Annotated in this window: 10 protein-coding genes; 5 read left to right on the forward strand and 5 right to left on the reverse strand. The window is 72.7% G+C overall.

What is annotated here, in order from left to right; all coding sequences use genetic code 11:
• The first annotated feature begins 99 nt into the window (after nucleotides 1-99).
• Together BN4251_RS11190 and BN4251_RS11195 are read left to right on the forward strand one after the other, a co-directional pair.
• The gene (locus BN4251_RS11190) at nucleotides 100-2,832 is read left to right on the forward strand and encodes an MMPL family transporter (protein WP_245810312.1); all 2,733 of its coding nucleotides are present in this window, start codon (nucleotides 100-102) and stop codon (nucleotides 2,830-2,832) included.
• On the forward strand, nucleotides 2,829-5,495 hold the full coding sequence (locus BN4251_RS11195; protein WP_087485185.1) for a YhgE/Pip domain-containing protein: 2,667 nt from the start codon (nucleotides 2,829-2,831) through the stop codon (nucleotides 5,493-5,495). The genes BN4251_RS11190 and BN4251_RS11195 overlap by 4 nt, the downstream gene beginning before the upstream one ends.
• Before the next feature lies 1 nt (nucleotide 5,496).
• On the opposite strand, the gene BN4251_RS11200 is transcribed toward BN4251_RS11195, so the two are convergent.
• The 4 genes from BN4251_RS11200 to BN4251_RS11215 all read right to left on the reverse strand — a co-directional run bounded on the left by BN4251_RS11200 (nucleotide 5,497) and on the right by BN4251_RS11215 (nucleotide 13,119).
• Complete coding sequence (locus tag BN4251_RS11200) at nucleotides 5,497-8,922, reverse strand: error-prone DNA polymerase (RefSeq protein ID WP_087485186.1); 3,426 nt, start codon at nucleotides 8,920-8,922, stop codon at nucleotides 5,497-5,499.
• Between the two features lie 24 nt (nucleotides 8,923-8,946).
• Nucleotides 8,947-10,701, reverse strand: a complete 1,755-nt coding sequence (locus tag BN4251_RS11205) for a DNA polymerase Y family protein (RefSeq protein WP_087485187.1) — start codon at nucleotides 10,699-10,701, stop codon at nucleotides 8,947-8,949.
• The gene (locus tag BN4251_RS11210) at nucleotides 10,701-11,501 is read right to left on the reverse strand and encodes a hypothetical protein (protein ID WP_087485188.1); all 801 of its coding nucleotides are present in this window, start codon (nucleotides 11,499-11,501) and stop codon (nucleotides 10,701-10,703) included. Before BN4251_RS11210 ends, BN4251_RS11205 begins: the two co-directional genes overlap by 1 nt.
• A gap of 172 nt (nucleotides 11,502-11,673) precedes the next feature.
• Nucleotides 11,674-13,119 carry an HNH endonuclease signature motif containing protein gene (locus BN4251_RS11215; protein WP_087485189.1) on the reverse strand — a complete coding sequence of 482 codons (1,446 nt, stop codon included), beginning with the start codon at nucleotides 13,117-13,119 and terminating at the stop codon, nucleotides 11,674-11,676.
• Between the two features lie 469 nt (nucleotides 13,120-13,588).
• Between BN4251_RS11215 and BN4251_RS11220 the strand changes: the two genes are divergently transcribed.
• The 3 genes from BN4251_RS11220 to BN4251_RS11225 all read left to right on the forward strand — a co-directional run bounded on the left by BN4251_RS11220 (nucleotide 13,589) and on the right by BN4251_RS11225 (nucleotide 16,128).
• The gene (locus BN4251_RS11220; protein ID WP_087485190.1) at nucleotides 13,589-14,620 is read left to right on the forward strand and encodes an NAD(P)-dependent alcohol dehydrogenase; all 1,032 of its coding nucleotides are present in this window, start codon (nucleotides 13,589-13,591) and stop codon (nucleotides 14,618-14,620) included.
• An 89-nt stretch (nucleotides 14,621-14,709) separates the two neighbouring features.
• Nucleotides 14,710-14,847, forward strand: coding sequence for a hypothetical protein (locus BN4251_RS18325; RefSeq protein ID WP_170931943.1), 138 nt, complete (start codon nucleotides 14,710-14,712; stop codon nucleotides 14,845-14,847).
• Nucleotides 14,848-14,931: 84 nt separating this feature from the next.
• Entirely contained in the window at nucleotides 14,932-16,128 is a 1,197-nt protein-coding gene (locus BN4251_RS11225; RefSeq protein WP_087485191.1) for an MFS transporter, read from the forward strand.
• 22 nt (nucleotides 16,129-16,150) lie between these two features.
• On the opposite strand, the gene BN4251_RS11230 is transcribed toward BN4251_RS11225, so the two are convergent.
• Nucleotides 16,151-17,035: a helix-turn-helix domain-containing protein gene (locus BN4251_RS11230; protein ID WP_087486348.1), complete on the reverse strand. Its 885-nt coding sequence runs from the start codon at nucleotides 17,033-17,035 to the stop codon at nucleotides 16,151-16,153.
• Nucleotides 17,036-17,064 lie beyond the last annotated feature (29 nt).

The raw sequence follows: 17,064 nt of genomic DNA on the forward strand, positions 1-17,064 counted from the left end.
AATGCGTGGGCGTCTCGAGCGGGACGGTCCGCCGTCTCCCCTGCCGGTGCTCGCCCTGGAGGTCGTGTGTCCTCGTCCCTATACCGTCTCGGCCGCGTGATGGCCAGACTGCGCTGGAAGATCGTCGGCGCCTGGCTCGCCCTGTTCGTGCTCGTCGGCGGCCTCGCCCTCGGTCTCGGCGGCACCTTCTCCACCGACATCGAGATCCCCGGCACCCAGGGCCAGGAGGGCATCGACGCCCTGGCCAACCGGTTCCCGGAGATGGGCGGCACCTCCGGCCAGGTGGTGTTCGTGGCTGAGGACGGCACCCCCATCGAGGAGCACCAGGACGAGATCGACGCGCTGATGGGCGACATCGGCGATGTCGAGCACGTCTCCGTCGCCCCCTCCCCCTTCGACGAGCTCTCCCCCGGCACCCGCTCCGAGGACGACTCCGCCGTCATCGCCCAGTTCCAGATGGACTTCCCCACCGGCACCTACCCCGCCGAGTCGGTCGAGGAGATCACCGCGCTGGTCGAGGCCTCGAACTCGGCAGAGCTCGAGGCGCACCTGGGCGGGCAGGTGCTCCAGAGCGCTGAGATCCCCTTCGGCGCCGGCGAGATCATCGGCGTCATCGTCGCCCTGATCATCCTCACCATCGTCTTCCGCTCGCTGCTGCCCGCGCTGATCCCCATCGTCACCGCGATCGTCGGCGTGGGCGTGTCGATGCTCGCGCTGGTGGCCCTCTCCGCCGGGATCGACATCCCCTCGGTGACCACGGCGCTCGGCGCGATGCTGGGTCTGGCCGTGGGCATCGACTACGCCCTGTTCATCCTCTCCAGGCACCGCGACCAGCTCGCCCACGGCGATGACGTGCACGAATCGATCGGCAAGTCCCTGGCCACCTCCGGCAGCGCCGTGATCTTCGCCGGCATGACGGTGATCGTGGCGCTGGTGGGCCTGTTCATCACCGGCATCCCGTTCCTCACCGTGATGGGCGTCGCCGCGGCCGCCACGGTCGCGCTCTCGGTGGTGGTCGCGCTGACGATGCTCCCGGCGATCATGGGGATCCTCGGCGAGCGTCTGCGACCGCGCCGGACCCGCCGCCTGATGGTCGAGCACGACGGCATCCTGCCCGAGCCCGATCCGCAGCTGGCGCCGCGCCGCAGCCTCGGCCGCACCTGGGTGCGCCTGGTCACCAAGGTGCCGGCGCTGACGATCCTCGTCGTCATCGTCGGCGTCGGCGCCCTCGCGATCCCGATCAAGGATCTCGAGCTCGCCCTGCCGGATCTGGGCACCGAGCCGCAGGGCACCGCCGCCCGCGACACCTACGACCTGGTCGCCGAGGAGTTCGGCCCCGGATACAACGGCCCCCTGCTGGTCACCGCCGACATCATCAACACCACCGACCCGCTCGGGGTGGTCGAGGAGCTCGAGAGCGACGTCGCCGCGCTCGACCACGTCAAGGAGATCCAGATGGCGACCCCCAACCGGGGCGCCGACATGGCCGTGGTGGTGGTGATCCCCGAGGGCGGCCCCACCGACCAGTCCACCAAGGACCTGGTGGGCGCGCTGCGTGACAGCGCCGACGGCTGGGAGCGCGATCTGGCGATCTCCGACGTCACCGTCACCGGCGCGACCGCCGTGGGCATCGACGTCACCGACAAGCTCTCCGACGCTCTGCTGCCCTTCGCGCTGTTCGTGGTGGGCCTGTCCCTGCTGCTGCTGGCGATGGTGTTCCGCTCGGTGTGGGTGCCGCTGAAGGCCTCGGTGGGCTATCTCTTCTCCGTCGCCGCGGCCTTCGGCGTGACCGCGATGGTGTTCGAGTACGGCTGGTTCAACGAGCCGCTGTTCGTCGACGTCAACGGCCCGGTGGTCTCCTTCATGCCGATCATGGTGATGGGCGTGCTGTTCGGCCTCGCGATGGACTACGAGGTCTTCCTGGTCTCCCGCATGCGTGAGGAGTTCGTCCACACCCGTGACGCCCGCGGTGCGATCGAGCGGGGCTTCACCGCGAACGCCCCGGTGGTCACCGCCGCCGCGCTGATCATGGTCTCGGTGTTCGCCGGCTTCGTCACCTCGGGCTGGTTCATGCTGCAGCCGATCGCCGTGGCGCTCGCCGTGGGCGTGCTGGTGGACGCCTTCGTGGTGCGGATGACCTTCGTACCCGCGGTGCTCGCCCTGCTGGGGCGGCACGCCTGGTGGCTGCCGGGCTGGCTCTCGCGCGCCCTGCCCACCGTCGACGTCGAGGGGGAGGGCCTGGCCGGCGTGCTCGAGCACCGTCGCTGGACCGAGGAGCAGGGCGTCCACGCGCTGCGCCTCGAGGAGACGGTCGCACCCCTGGTCGGCGCCGACGGCACGATCGGCCCCCTCACCGGCGCCATCCGTCCGGGCACCCTGCTGGTGGTCCGCGCCCCCGACGACGCCGCCCGCGAGACGTTCCTCGCGCTCTCGGCCGGACGGATCACCCCCAGCTCCGGCATCCTCGCCGTCCACGACCGCCTGGCCCCGGACGACCTCGCCGCGATCCAGGGCCGCACCCACTGGATCGGCGCCGGCGCCCAGGTCGCCGACCGCCTGGCCGAGATCGACGGGCACGCCCTGTCCCGCACCGTGGTCGTGATCGAGCGGATCGAGGATCTCGCCCACGCCGCCGTCCACGCCGACGACACCCTCGTCGAAAGGCTCGATGCGCTTCTCGAGAAGGGGGCGACGCTGATCGTCGGCTCCCGCGCCGCGACACCCGTCGACGCCGAACGCCACCTGCATGGCAGGCTGCGCGACCCGCGCCGCCTGCTGGCCCTGTCCGTCCAGCGCTCCACCGCCCCGACCCTCGAAGGAGCCTTCGCATGAGCCGCCTCTCGCATCCCCGCACCCTGATCGTGATCCTGGTGCTGCCGCTGCTGGTGGCATCGCTGGGCATGTGGGCGCTCAGCGGCCGGGTGGATCGGCTCGACTCCGTCCCCGCCGCCGTTGTCAACCTCGATGAGGGCGCCGAGATCGAGGACGCCGACGGCGAGGTCCAGACCGTGCCCTTCGGCCGGCTGCTCTCCGGGGCGCTCACCCAGCCCTCGACAGTCGAGGGGCAGGACACCCCGGACACCACCGGCTTCGACTGGCAGCTGACCAGTCAGGACGATGCCGAAGAGGGACTGAAGGACGGCACCTACTCCGCTGTCGTGGTGATCCCGGAGGACTTCTCCAAGGACCTGGCCACCATCGGCACCCCCGAGGCCACCCAGGCGATCCTCGAGGTCACCACCAACGACGCCTCCGGGCAGATCAACGCCCTGGTGGGCACGGCGGTCGCGGAGGCCTCCGCCTCCACGATGGGCGGCACCATGGCCCAGCAGTACCTCGACGGCCTCTACCTGGGCTTCAATGATCTCGGCGATGGCTTCCGCGATGCCGCCGACGGCGCAGAGGAGCTCTCGGAGGGCACCACCGAGCTCGACGACGGCACGCAGCAGCTCGCCGAGGGCAGCCGCGACCTGGCCGACGGCTCGGAGGAGGCCGCCGAGGGCGCCGAGCAGTTCTCCGGCGGCGTGTGGACCCTCGCCGACGGCACCTGGCAGAGCGCCGACGGCTCCCGCACCCTCGCCGACGGTCTGGACCAGCTCGCCACCGGCAGCGAGGAGCTCGCCGACGGCGTGCTGCAGCTCCAGGACGGCATGAACGGCGCGGAGGGACAGCCCGGGCTGCTCGACGGCGCCTCCCTGCTGGCCGAGGGTGTCGAGGGCGACGGCACGCCCGAGAACCCGGGCCTGGAGGCGGGCGCTGAGCAGCTCGCCTCCGGCGTGGAGGAGTTCTCCGGCGGCGTCTCCCAGGCGGGCGACGCGGTCACCGGCGACGGCACTGAGCAGAACCCCGGCCTGGTCTCGACGGCCCGCGGCGTCGCCGAGGGCGCCGAGGAGCTGGGCCAGGGCGCCCAGCAGGCGGCCGACGGCCTCGCTGGCACCGCCGACCAGCCGGGCCTCGTCCAGGGCGCCGAGGGCGTGGTCGCCTACAGCGGGAGCCTCTCGACGATCATGGACGGCGACGGCACCGCCGAGAACCCCGGCATGCGGGAGCTCGCGCGGCAGATGGACGCGACCGCCGATGCGATGCTCGCCGAGGACCCCGAGGATCCGAACGCGCTGGCGATGAAGCAGCAGGCCCAGGGCATGCTCGGCTATGTCGACGGGGTCTCGACCGTGGTCGACGGCGACGGCACCGCCCAGAACCCGGGCCTGACCGCGACGGCGGAAGGCCTCGGAGAGGGAGCCTCCGCGGCGGCCGGCGGCGTCCAGCAGATCGCTGACGGCCTCAACGGCACCGAGCAGCAGCCCGGCCTGGTCCAGGGCACCCAGGGCATGGTCACCTATGCCGAGGGTCTCGAGACCGCGTTCGAGGGCGATGGCACCGCCCAGAACCCGGGCCTGACCGCCGCGGTGGAGCAGCTCGCCACCGGTGCTCGCGCGAACGCCGACGGCGCGGCCGAGCTCGTGGACGGTGTCGCCGGCCTCCAGGAGGGGCTCGCCGAGTACGGCCAGGGCGTGGACGCGCTGGCCGAGGGAGCCGAGCAGCTCGCGTCCGGCACCCGCACCAGCGCCGACGGCGCAGTTGAGCTCGCGGACGGCTCCCGTCAGCTGGCCGAGGGCGCGGACGAGCTGGGCAGCGGCGCGGACCAGCTCGCCCAGGGCAACCGCCAGCTGGCCGACGGCACCGGGGAGCTCGCCGACGGCACCGAGGACCTCGCCGAGGGCACCACGGAGCTGTCCGAGGGCACCGAGGAGCTCGCGAGCGGGATGCGCGAGGGCGCCGACGCGGTGCCCCACTACTCCGAGCAGGAGCGCGACCGGATGAGCGAGATGGCCTCCTCCCCCGTGGGCATCGAGGCGCAGCGACAGAACGAGGCCGACGGCGCGGACACCGCGACCTTCCCCTTCGTCACCGCTCTCGCGCTGTGGCTGGGCGCCTTCGGCACCTTCCTGCTGCTGCCGGCGCTGCGCCGCCGCCTGCTGGACCGGGCGCTGCCGATGACCCAGGTGGTGCTGCGGTCCCTGGCTCCCGCACTGCTGATCGCGGTGGTGCAGACCGTCGCGGTGCTCGCGGTGCTGACCGCGATCGGGATCTCCCCGGTGTCCCCGCTGTCGGTGGGGGTGATCGCGCTCGCCGGGGCGGTGATGTTCGCAGCCCTGCACCAGATGCTGCTGACGGTCCTCGGCGACCGGCTCGGCCGGATCGCCTCGATCCTGCTGATGGTGCTGCAGGTGGTGACGCTGGTGGGGATCGTGCCGGTTCAGACCGCGCCCGAGCTGCTGCAGTCGATCGGCTCCCTGATGCCGCTGTCGATCGTCACGCAGGGCCTGGTCCACGCCGCGCTCGGCGGGTCGCTCGTGAGCACCTCGAGCACGCTGCTGTCGATCGCGGCCTGGGCGGCGATCTCGCTGGTGCTGACGCTGGTGGCCTCCCGTCGGGCACGGTTCGCCGGACGCTCCGAGCGGGTGGGCGGCGCGGTCCCGGCCGCGGCCTGACTCAGCGGAAGTCCCTGGACCTGCCCGCCGCGGCCAGGTCCAGGGACTCGACGGCGTCGGCGACCAGGTTCACCGCACCGGTGCGGTTCTCGACGATGCCGCGCAGCACGATCGCGCGGGCGGTGCGCAGCAGCGCCCGGTGACGCACCCAGAACCCCTGGGAGCAGACCACGTTGAGGATCCCGGACTCGTCCTCGAGGCTGAGGAAGGTCACGTTCCCTGCCGTGGCCGGGCGCTGGCGGTGCGTGATCACCCCGGCCACCCGGATCCGGGAGGAGTCCTCCGCCTCGCGGGTCGCGGCGATCGACAGCACCCCGTCGGCCGTGAGCTGCTCGCGCAGCAGCGCCATCGGGTGCTCGTCCAGGGTGATGCCGGTGGCCCAGGCGTCGGCGGTCGCGAGCTCGGCATCGCTCATGCCCGGCAGCATCGGCGCCTGCGCCCCGACCGCGAGGTGCGGCAGGGTGTCCGGGGACTCCTGCGCGGCGGCGCCCGCCGCCCACAGCGCCTGACGGCGTGAGACGGCCAGCGCATCCAGCGCCCCGGCGGTGGCCAGCGCCTCGAGCTGGCGGGCGGTCAGCCGCACCCGCCGTGCGAGATCGGGGACGGAGGCGAAGGGCCCGCCCCGCTCCCGCTCGGCCACGATCGCCTCGGCGGTCCCGGTGCTGATCCCCCGCACCTGGTCCAGTCCCAGCCGGATCGCCGGACCCTGCGCGGCCCGCTCCCCCTGCACCTGCTCGCGCGGTGGGTCGATACGGTAGCCGCGGTGGTCCTCGTCGGTCTCCAGATCCGTGCGGGCGCGGCTGTCCAGCACGTCCGGGCCGCGGGTGAGCACGCCGTGCCGACGGGCATCGGCGACCAGCGACTGCGGGGAGTAGAAGCCCATCGGCTGGGAGCGCAGCAGCGCTGCGGTGAACGCGGCCGGGTAGTGGCACTTCAGGTACGAGCTCGCGTAGACGAGGTACGCGAAGGAGTAGGCGTGCGACTCGGGGAACCCGTAGTTGGCGAAGGCGAGCAGCTTGCGGTGGACCGCCTCGGCGTCCTCCCCCACGATGCCGTGCCGCGCCATCCCCTCGAACAGGGCGTCGGAGAGCTCGAGCATCTTCTGGGTGGAGCGCTTGGAGCCCATCGCGCGGCGCAGCTGATCGGCCTGGGCGGGGGTGAAGTCCGCGACGTCGACCACCATCTGCATCAGCTGCTCCTGGAACAGCGGGATCCCGAGCGTGCGGCCCAGCGACTTCTCCAGTCGCGGATGGAGGAAGGTGACCGGTTCCTCCTTGCTGCGGCGCCGGATGTAGGGGTGCACGGAGCCGCCCTGGATGGGGCCGGGACGGATCAGCGCCACCTCCACCACCAGGTCGTAGAACTCGCGCGGCCGCAGGCGCGGCAGGGTGGAGATCTGGGCGCGGGACTCCACCTGGAACACGCCCACGCTGTCCCCCTCGCAGAGCATGTCGTAGACGGCCTCGTCCTCCTGCGGGAGGGTGCGCAGCTCGAAGTGCTGGCCGTGGTGCTCGGCGATGATCCGCAGCGCGTGGTCGAGCGCCGTGAGCATCCCCAGCCCCAGCAGGTCGAATTTGACCAGACCCGCATCGGCGCAGTCGTCCTTGTCCCATTGCAGCACCGAGCGGTCCTCCATCGCGGCCCACTGCACCGGGCACACCTCGATCACGGGACGGTCGCACAGCACCATGCCGCCGGAGTGGATGCCCAGGTGGCGCGGGGCGTCGCGCAGCTGGTGGGCGAGGGCCACGACGTCCTCGGGCACGTCGGCGTCGGCCAGGGAGGAGAAGGAGCGCTCGATCCGCTTGGCGAAGGCGTCCTGCGCGCCGGTGTCGTAGCCGAGCGCGCGGGCGGCATCGCGCACCGCGAGCCTGGCACGGTAGGTGATCACGTTGGCGACCTGGGCGGCGTTCTCCCGCCCGTAGCGCTCGTAGACGTGCTGGATCACCTCCTCACGGCGATCCGAGGCGATGTCGATGTCGATGTCCGGCGGGCCGTCCCGCTCCGGGGCGAGGAAGCGCTCGAACAGCAGATGGTGACCGACCGGCTCGACCGCGGTGATGCCCAGCGCGTAGCAGACGGCGCTGTTCGCGGCCGAGCCCCGGCCCTGCGCGAGGATCCCCTCCCCGGCGCAGAAGTCGACGATCTCGTGGATGATCAGGAAGTAGCCGGGGAAGCGGAGATCGGTGATGACCTTCAGCTCATGGTCGATCTGCGCCCACGCCCCCGGCACCTGCTCGGGCCGCTCCGGTGTGGGCCGGGGCCCGTAGCGCTCCCGGCCCTCGATCTCCACCAGCTCCACCAGCCAGCTGGCCTCGTCGTGCCCGGCCGGGACCGGGAAGGGCGGCAGATCCGGGGCGAGCAGGCGCAGGTCCAGGGCGCAGTCGCGGCCGAGCCTCGCGGCCTGCGCGATCGCCCCCGGGTAACGGGGCAGCAGCTGCGCCATCTCCTCCCCGCTGCGCAGGTGCGCGGGGCGGGAGGAGAGGTACGGATCGGCCTCGGCCAGCGGCACCCCGGCACGCAGCGCGGCATGGGTGTCGGCGAGGCGCCGGTCCGACGGGCGGGCGTAGTGGGCGTTGGTGCTGGCCACCAGCGGCAGGGAGATCTCGTCCAGGCCGTGGCTCTCGCGCACCAGGCGGGCACCCTGGGCGAGGGCGTCGTGCAGCTCGTCCGCCTCTCCCCCGCCGCCGGCGATCAGCTCGACGGCGACGTTGCCCGGGCCGAACAGCTCCACCAGGCGCGTGATCGCCTCGGCCGCGGCGTGGGCGGCGCCCTCGAGATCACCGGCCAACAGATGCGGAGCGGCGGCGCGGGTCACGGCCCCCTTGCGGCAGCCGGTGAGGATCAGCCAGTGCCCCTCGCGGGCCAGGCGGGAGAGCTCGGCGAGCCGGTAGCGGGGCGCGGCCTTCTGCCCGCTGTCGAGGTGGGCGCGCGCGATCGCGGCCGAGAGCTGCCGGTACCCGGCGGTGTCCCGCACCAGCACCAGCAGATGCTCCCCGGCGGGATCGGGGATGCCGGTGCGGGGCGCGGAGATGATGGGGGTGCTGCTCGCGGCCGCGGCACCGGGCTCGAGGCCCAGGGTCAGCTCCGCACCGAACACGGTGGGGATCCCCGCCTCGCCGGCGGCCTTGGCGAAGCGCACCGCCCCGGGCAGACCGTCGTGGTCGACCAGGCTGATCGCGCCCAGCCCCAGCCGGGCGGCCTGCTCGACCATGTCCTCGGGGCTCGAGGCGCCGTCGAGGAAGCTGAAGTGGGAGTGGGCGTGCAGCTCCGCATAGTCGACCGTGCGGGCGGGACGGTAGCCGTCCTCGACGGTGCGCCCGGTGTGCTCGATGACCACCGGCGGGGAGACCACCTGCGCGGGACGATCCGAGAGGACCGCCTCGAGGTCCTTCCACGCGGGAGGGCCCAGGAACCAGCGGGCCATCAGACGCTCCGCCCTCTCGATCGCTCAGTCATAGATCCCCTCCAGCGTCCACTCCCCTGTTCTGGACAGGGCCAGCACTGCGGTCTCCTCCGCGCTCGCGCCGCGCACCACCAGCTGCATCCGGGCGGCGCGGTGACCGTTCTTCACCCACCAGCGCTCGTCGATCACGGTGGGGGCGCCGTGCCCGAGCACCGGATAGCCGGAGCCCGCGCGCAGCCCTGCCCGCTGCAGTGAAGGCAGGCCCGGTGCGCTGATCAGCAGCTGGGCCGGCGCGGCGCTCAGCAGCCCGCGGGCGGTGACCACGACGGGTCGGCCCTCGGCGTCCTCGAGCCGCACCGGCGGCGGGCTGCGGAACACGGTCGCGGGAGCGGGCTTCGGCAGAGCACCGGGCCAGGGTCCCTCGCGCCGGGCGGGCTTCTCGCTGCGCCAGGGCACGAGAACCGCTTCTTCGGCGAGCAGTCGCCCGCCGGTGAGCACGGGGACCTGCACCGCCTCCTCTCCGGCGAGGCCCTGGGCGCGCGCGAGGGCGCGGGAGGCGCGCTGGGCCGCCTCCCCGGCGCTGCCCCACAGCGCGGGCGCGTTCTCCCCCGCCGGTGCGAGCTGCAGCGGATGCAGGCCGATCCGGGTGATCGCGCCGGTCGCGGGCCCGCCGAGCCGTGCCCGGGTGATCCAGCCGTCGCACTGCCAGCGGATGCGGTCCACGACGTCGGCGACGGTGAGCGCGCCGTCGTGCCGCCAGGTGCGCTCCATCTCCTCGCCGCCCTCGGTGCGGGCCACGATCCGCAACCGGGTGCACACCAGGCCCCGCTCGACCAGCATGGCGTGCAGCTGCTCGGCCAGCGGACGGGCGATGAACGCCGCCTGGTCGGTGCGCACCAGCGGGGTCTCCAGCGTGGTCTCGGCGAGGATCGGCTGGGTGGGATGGTGCGCCGCGGGCGGGGCGGGCTCCTTCCCGCGCGCCAGCAGGTGCAGGGTCGCCACGTCGGGCCCGAAGCGATCGGCGACGGCGGCCGACGGGAGCGCGGCGAGATCCCCGAGCGTGGTGATGCCGAGCCGCTGCAGCAGGTCGACGGTCTCGACGAGGTCCAGCCGTCGTGCGGGACGGGTGGCCGAGGGCTGGCCGCGATGGCCCCAGCCGGGGCCGACGGGGGCGCTGCGCAGCGCCGCGATCGGATGCGGGGCGAGGTAGTCGGCGCTGCGACCGGGGCGCACGATCCGGCCGTGCGGGGAGGCGAGCAGCGCGGCGAAGGGCCCGTCGGCGATGCCGACCGCGCAGTCCCAGCCGGTGAGCTCGGCGACCGCATCGAGGATCTGCTCGGCAAGCCTCTCCTCGCCGCCCTGGTGGCGGGCCGGACCGCGGGCCGACATCAGCAGCACCCCGGGACGCAGCACGTCCACCCCGGCGGCGATCGTGTCCACCGCAGCGGCGACCAGCTCGAACAGGGCGGACTCATGCTCCCTGTCCGCCTCCAGCACGAGCGCCTCGGGGCAGGCGGCGCGGGCGGCGCGACGCTTCATCCCGGGCAGCACCCCCGCTTCCCGCGCGGCGGCCCCGGCATGGGTGACGCGGTGCTGGTCGAGCAGGATCACCGGGGCGCTCATGGGGTCGATCAGGCACGAACCCTCAACCTGAACCTTAGCCTGAGGTTTAGAGTTCTTCTCCTCCTGCCGCTGGTGCCGATCCAGCGCTGCGAGCAGCGGCCAGTCCGGGACGGTGACGGCGACGGTGCGCGTCGCGGCGTGGGCCCCAGCGCCCCTCAGCCGACCCTCCGCGTCCATCAGCCGGCCCTCCGCACCGGGCGCAGCAGACGCACGGGACGCGCGTTCTCGTGGCTCTCCCGCGACTGCGGCGCCTCCGCGATCATCCCGCTGACCTGTGGCAGCAGCACCTCGGCGGTGCGGTACCCGGCGATCCCCCGCCCCTCGGAGGTGATCTCGAGGCGCCGCCTGTGCAGCCTCCCCGAGCCCTGCCCGAGCCCCGCCCATCCCTGGGTGGCGGCGCGCAGGGTGAGATCCGCCCGGCCGGGTGGGGCGGCCGCGAGCACCAGGGTGTCCGCGGTGCGGGCGCGGCCCAGGAGACTGCGCCAGAGAGCAGGGGCGAGGTCCAGATCGGGGCCGAGCACGAGCACGCCCACCCCGTCGGCCAGAGCGGAGAGCACCTGGGGTCGCTGCTCCCCGTCGGCCGGGGCGAGGGCGAGGCGGCAGGGGTCCAGCCCGGCGTCCAGGGCGGAGCGCAGGCCCAGATCCGGCATGCCGGCGATCGCGCACCAGGAGTCCTCCCCCGCTGCGGCGGCGGCGAGGGACAGCAGCAGCGAGGTGGAGGCGGAGCCCTCGATCGCCACAGAGCTGCCGGCGCGCAGACTGCCGCGAGGGAACAGCCCTTGCAGCGGCCCGGGCACCGGCAGACGAGTGCCGAGACCGTCATCGGCGGACTCCCCGGAGGGGCTCCCCGACGGCTGCAGCGCGGTGCGGTCGATCCGCCCGCCCCAGCGGGCGGCGGAGCGTTCGGCGGCGCCCAGCGCGGCCCGGGCGCGCAACAGCCGCTGCTCCCGGTCCTCCACCTGGAGGGCTGTGCTCATCGTGCGTCCTCCTCCCGATCCAGCCACTGCGTTCGCACACATGTTCGAACAGGGGTTCGAACTGTACGCCTCGCCGGGGCCTCGCTCAAGGCGTCCAGGCTGTGGCTTCGAACATGCATACGAATATTCGCGGAGGGGTCTGACAGTCCATGCGAGGTGGAGGTCAGTGTGCTCAGAACGGCGGGGGCGGTGGGTTCTTCCGCCGCTCGAGCGCCCGTTGCCGGGCTTCGCGCTCTGCCTGGTAGCGGGTCCAGGAGTCCATGAGCGCCGTGGTCATCGCCGGGGTGGCGAGGTCGGTGTTGTCGCGCACGATCACGTTCGCCCGGTCGCGGAGCGACCAGGAGGTCTGTCCGGGAAGCCCGGGGGTGGTCGGCAGGCGGGTCGGATCGATCAGACCGGCCGTCTTCGCGCGGTGGTGCTGCCAGCACAGCAGGTGCAGATTCTCGATCTCGGTGAGGCCGCCGCGCTCCGGATCGCCGTGGTCGTACTCCTCGATGTGATCGGCCTCGGAGGCCCAGGAGGTGCCGCGGGTGCAGCCCGGCACTGCGCAGGTGGCATTGCGCAGGCGCAGATGCTCGAGCATGGCGCGGGTGGGCGGATACGCCGTGGCGGCCAGCGACAGGAAGGCGCCGCTGCACGGATCGGTGAGGATCCGGTACCAGGTGTCGCTCGCTCCGGCCAGCTCGCGGGCCATCGCTGCGGGGAGAGGGATGGTGCCCTCGAGCATGCCGGGCTCCTGGGAGCCGCCGAGCAGCGTCATCACGGGCACGGTCACGTTGAGGCGGAAGCGGGGCTGCGGGACCGGGACCCCGTCGGTGTCCAGAGAGGCGCTGCTGAGCAGGTCGTACTGGATGAGGGCGAGCGAGGCGGGCATCGCCGTCTCGCCCACCGTGCCCCGCGGGTCCAGCGGCGGCTCCTCCCCCGCCTCGAGGGCGCGGCGCTGCGCGGCCTGGACGGCGCGGGCTGCGGCGTCCAGACGCGTGGCCAGCGCGAGGATCTCAGGAACGGGGCCGGTCACCCGCAGGCAGCCGATGCCGTCCTCCTGGGTCGGCAGCAGCTCCACCCGTCGGCGACCTTCGGGAGTCAGGTGCGCGGGGGTCTCCTGCTGGGACTCCACCCGTGCGAGCAGGCGGGAGAGACGGTCGTGGAACCGCTCGGTGGTGATGGTCGTGGGCCACAGCGAGGCCGCGGCGTCCACGAAGAGTATCTGCCGGGCCGTCAGGTGGCGGGTGCGGCGCAGGATCCGCTCGAACCACGCTGCGGGATACTCCCCGCTGTGCAGGCGCACGAGCGTGCGCGGCAGCTGCGTGACGGCGATATGGGCATCGCGCAGGACGCGCTCTGCGACAGTACGGGTGCAGCGCAGGGCGAGAGCCACGGTCAGCAGCTCCGCCTCGGCGGCGTCCTCGTCGTGCTCCTCGCTCTCCGGGTCGTGGAACGACGGGGCGAGGGCCGTGAAGCGGGTGGCCAGGCGCCGGCTCTCCTCGACCGCGGCGGCATGGACCGGCCGCAGATGCGGTGGGAGCTCAGGGGCGGCAGGAGTGGGCCCCGGAGAGGGCGCATCCTGGCGTGAACCCTCCGGATCGAGGCCCGGCCCGCGACCGTGAAGCTCCCCCATCGCGCACCTCCTCGAACCCTCCTGCGGACCCTTCCTCGACTCGGCGGTCCGCGCTGAAAACGTCACTCTGGACGCTTCTCATAATTCATCGGAACCTCGCCCCCTACAACCCTTCTGGGCGAATCTGTGGATAGCTCGCAGTGGGGAGGAAAGGTCGACCGTCGCGGTGTGGACGAGTGGACACTGTGAAGGAATAGCCGCAGTTCCCGACGGCATCAAGGCACTCCTGGGCGGCGGCCAACGCGCTCTTGCCAAAGAGAGGCGAGGTGAAATCATGAATCTCTCCAGCGCGCCACCCGAGCAATGCCCCGAAACGCCCCGAGTAGGGCATTCATGCGGCACGCACTTCCTTGAGGTCGCACCGCCCGCAGAGATCGACTGGTGGCCCCGCGCTCGTCCGCTCACGGCGGTGTGGCAGAGTTTCCTGCGTGGCCCTGACCCGTCGGCCCCACCGCTTCGAAGGAGACCCATGCGCGCGCTGATGCTGCACGAGAAGAACCGGATGTCCATCGAGGAGGTCGAGCCCGTCGGCGCTCCCGGTCCCGGACAGGTTCGCATCAAGATGCACACCGTCGGCATCTGCGCCTCCGACGTGCACTACTGGACCGACGGCAAGATCGGCCCCTTCGTGGTCGAGGCGCCGATGATCCTGGGCCACGAGGGCGCAGGCACCGTCGTCGAGGTAGGCGAGGGCGTCACGCATCTCTCCCCCGGCGACCGCGTCGCCATGGAGCCGGGCGTGCCGGACCCCACCTCCCGCGCGGTGCGCGAGGGCAACTACAACGTGGACCCCGGGGTGCAGTTCTGGGCCACCCCGCCGGTGCACGGCTGCCTGGTCGACGAAGTCATCCACCCCGCCGCCTTCACCTTCAAGCTGCCCGACAGCCTCAGCTTCGCCGAGGGCGCGCTCATCGAGCCGTTCTCCGTGGGCATGTACGCGGCGACGAAGGCCGACATCAAGCCCGGTGACGTGGCCGCCGTGGTCGGCGCCGGCACCATCGGCATCATGACCGCGATCGCCGCCCGTGCCGGCGGGGCGAGCACCGTCTACATCTCCGACGTGCTGCCGCAGAAGCTGGCGCTGCTCGACGGGCTCGAGGGCATCGTCACGGTCGATGCCACGAAGGAGGACCTGGGCGAGCGGGTCCGCGCCGAGACCGGTGGCTGGGGGCCCCAGGTGGTGTTCGAGGCCACCGGCGCCGCCCCCGCGTACAAGAAGCTGTGGGAGCTGCCCGCCCCCGGCGGCCGGATCGTGCTGGTGGGCATGCCCGTGGATCCCGTGCCCTTCGACATCGCCACCGCGCAGAGCCGCGGCATCTCGCTCGAGACGGTGTTCCGTTACGCGAACGTCTACCAGAAGGCGATCGACCTCGCGGCGACCGACGCCGTGGATCTCTCCCGCTTCGTCTCGGAGACCTTCGCCTTCGACGACTCGGTGAAGGCCTTCGAGCGGTTCCTCGAGGGCAGGCCGACGGATGTGAAGATCCAGATCACCCTGTAACGCCCCCTGGGTGGGTCCGCTCCGCCGGTGACGACACCTCGCAGAAGCATCTGAGTGAGCACGCCGAGCACCTCGAGCAGGGCCGCCACGTGCGTCATCTGCCGATCGCGCAGGAGGTGCTCGGCCCGCTGCTGCCCAGCGCGGCCGCCGTGTGGGAGGGGCGGCTGCCGAACACGCTCAGCCTGCTCGCCCGCATGTCCTGGCTGGAGGGTCCCAGCCAGTCCTAGGGGTGCCCTGGCAGTCCCTCCCGCAGAACGCCGCGGCGGCATAGCGTGCCGGGTGCTCGATCCTCCGACGGACGAAGGACCTCCATGCCCGCTGACGCCTCGCGGCGCACCCTCGCACCCCGCCTGCTCGTGCCCTCGGCCGCGCTGCTGTGGGGGCTGCACTCCTCCCTGCTCAGCCCCGCGCTCGCGCTGATCCTTGCGACGCTCTACGACGCCTCCACGGCTGATATCGGCTGGGCCGTCGCGATCTACAACGCCGGCGGATTCATCGCCTCGATCGTGCTGCCCGCCTGGGCGGACCGTCACCGCACCTATCTGCGGATGCTGATGGCCGCCGGGGTGCTCACGATCGCGCCGGCCGCAGCCCTCGCGGCGGTGAGCACCCTGCCCTGGGCGACGGTCGCGCTGGTGGTGCTCGGCGGACCGGCGGGGCTCGGCACCACCATGCTCTTCGCACATCTGCGGGATGCAGGAGCGGCGACCTCCTCGATCCTGAACACTCGCGCCATCATCTCCGCGGCATGGATGGGCGGACCGCCGCTCGCGACCGCGATCATCGGCTGGGCCGGGGCGCGGGGCATCCTCCTCACCCTGGTCGTGATCGCGCTGGTGAACGTCGCGACGACCGCGGTGATGATGAAGGAGCGCCGCCCTGCGCCCGCGGAGCCGGCGGCGCCGGCCCGTTCCCCGCACGCCCTCCCGCCGGGCAGCCGCCTCGGGACGATACTGATCATCGGAGCGTTCGTACTGTTCCAGGCCACGAACGCGACGGCGATGACATTCATGGCGCTGTACGTGACCGAGACCGTCGGCCTGCCCGTGCTGTGGGCAGGCGTGGTGCTCGGCCTCGCCGCCGCGCTGGAGGTGCCGGCACTGGTGATCATCGGCCGGATCGGGGACCACATCTCGCATCTCACGCTCGTCGCCGCCGGGGCGCTGCTCTCGGCCGTCTACTACGCAGGGCTCGTCGTCGTGACGGAGCCGGTGCTGCTGCTGGTGCTGCAGATCCCCAACGCCCTCGGCTTCGCCGCGATCTCCGGGATCGGGCTGGCGCTGTTCCAGGACCTCATCCCGGGAGCGGGGATGTCCACGGGGCTGTTCATGAACGCCCGGCGCGTGGGCGCGATCCTGTCCGGACCGATCATCGCCGCCGGGGCGCTACCGCTGCTGGGCCAGCGCGGCATCTTCGCGATCTGCACGGCGGTGACCCTCTTGGGCCTTGCGCTGATCCCGCTCGCGAAGCGCCTCGCGGCCCCCCCCGCCGGTCCCGCGGACCGCTGATCCGCGGGGCGGGTGCGCTGCGTCAGCCGGTCGTGCTGGAGCGCAGCGTCCCGGAGGCGTCGGCGTCGGCCGCCCCCTCGGCGAGGCTGCCCAGCAGCCGCAGCCGCTCCTCGCTGGGCGAGCCGGGCGCGGCGGTGTAGCCGAACATGAACCAGTCGGGATGAGCGGGGAAGTCCATCGCCTCGTAAGCGAGCTCGAGATCCCCGACCTCGGGATGGTGGATCCGCTTGATCCCGGTGCGATGGTGGCGCACGTCGTGCGCGGCCCAGCGCACCCGGAAGTCGTCGCTGCGAGTGGCGAGCTCGCCGATCAGATCGCTGAGCCGCCGGTCGCGGGGGCTCTGCCCGGCATACGTGCGCAGAGTCGCGACGATCCCGGAGGCGTTGTCCTCCCAGTCCGGGAAGAAGATCCTCGCGGCGGGGCTGAAGAAGACGAAGCGAGCCGTGTTCCCTCGCGCGGCGGGATCGGTGAGCACCGGCTCGTACAGGGCGCGGGCGTCGGGGTTCGCGGCCACGACGTCCATGCGACGGTCCCGCACCCACACCGGAACGGAGACCGCATCCACGAAACGCTGCAGCGACTCCGGGAAGGCCTGCTGCGCCGGGCGCGGACGCCGACGGGTTGGCGGGCCCGCGGCCTCGGCGAGGTCGTGCAGATGATCGGACTCGGCCTCGTCGAGGTGCAGGGTGCGCGCGATGGCCTCGAGCACCTCGACGGACACGCCGCGCAGGTCCCCGCGCTCGATCCGGGCGTAGTACTCCACGCTGATCCCGGCGGACATCGCGACCTCCTCGCGGCGCAGCCCCGGCACACGGCGCCGGCCGCCGGCGAGGATCCCCGCCCGCGCAGGCGTGATCCGGTCCCTCCTCGTGCGCAGGAAGTCGCTCACCTCTGCTCGATGGTCCATGGCCATACCGTAGTCCTCCCTGATCAGCC

The sequence above is a fragment of the Brachybacterium massiliense genome (assembly GCF_900184245.1).
Taxonomy (GTDB): domain Bacteria; phylum Actinomycetota; class Actinomycetes; order Actinomycetales; family Dermabacteraceae; genus Brachybacterium; species Brachybacterium massiliense.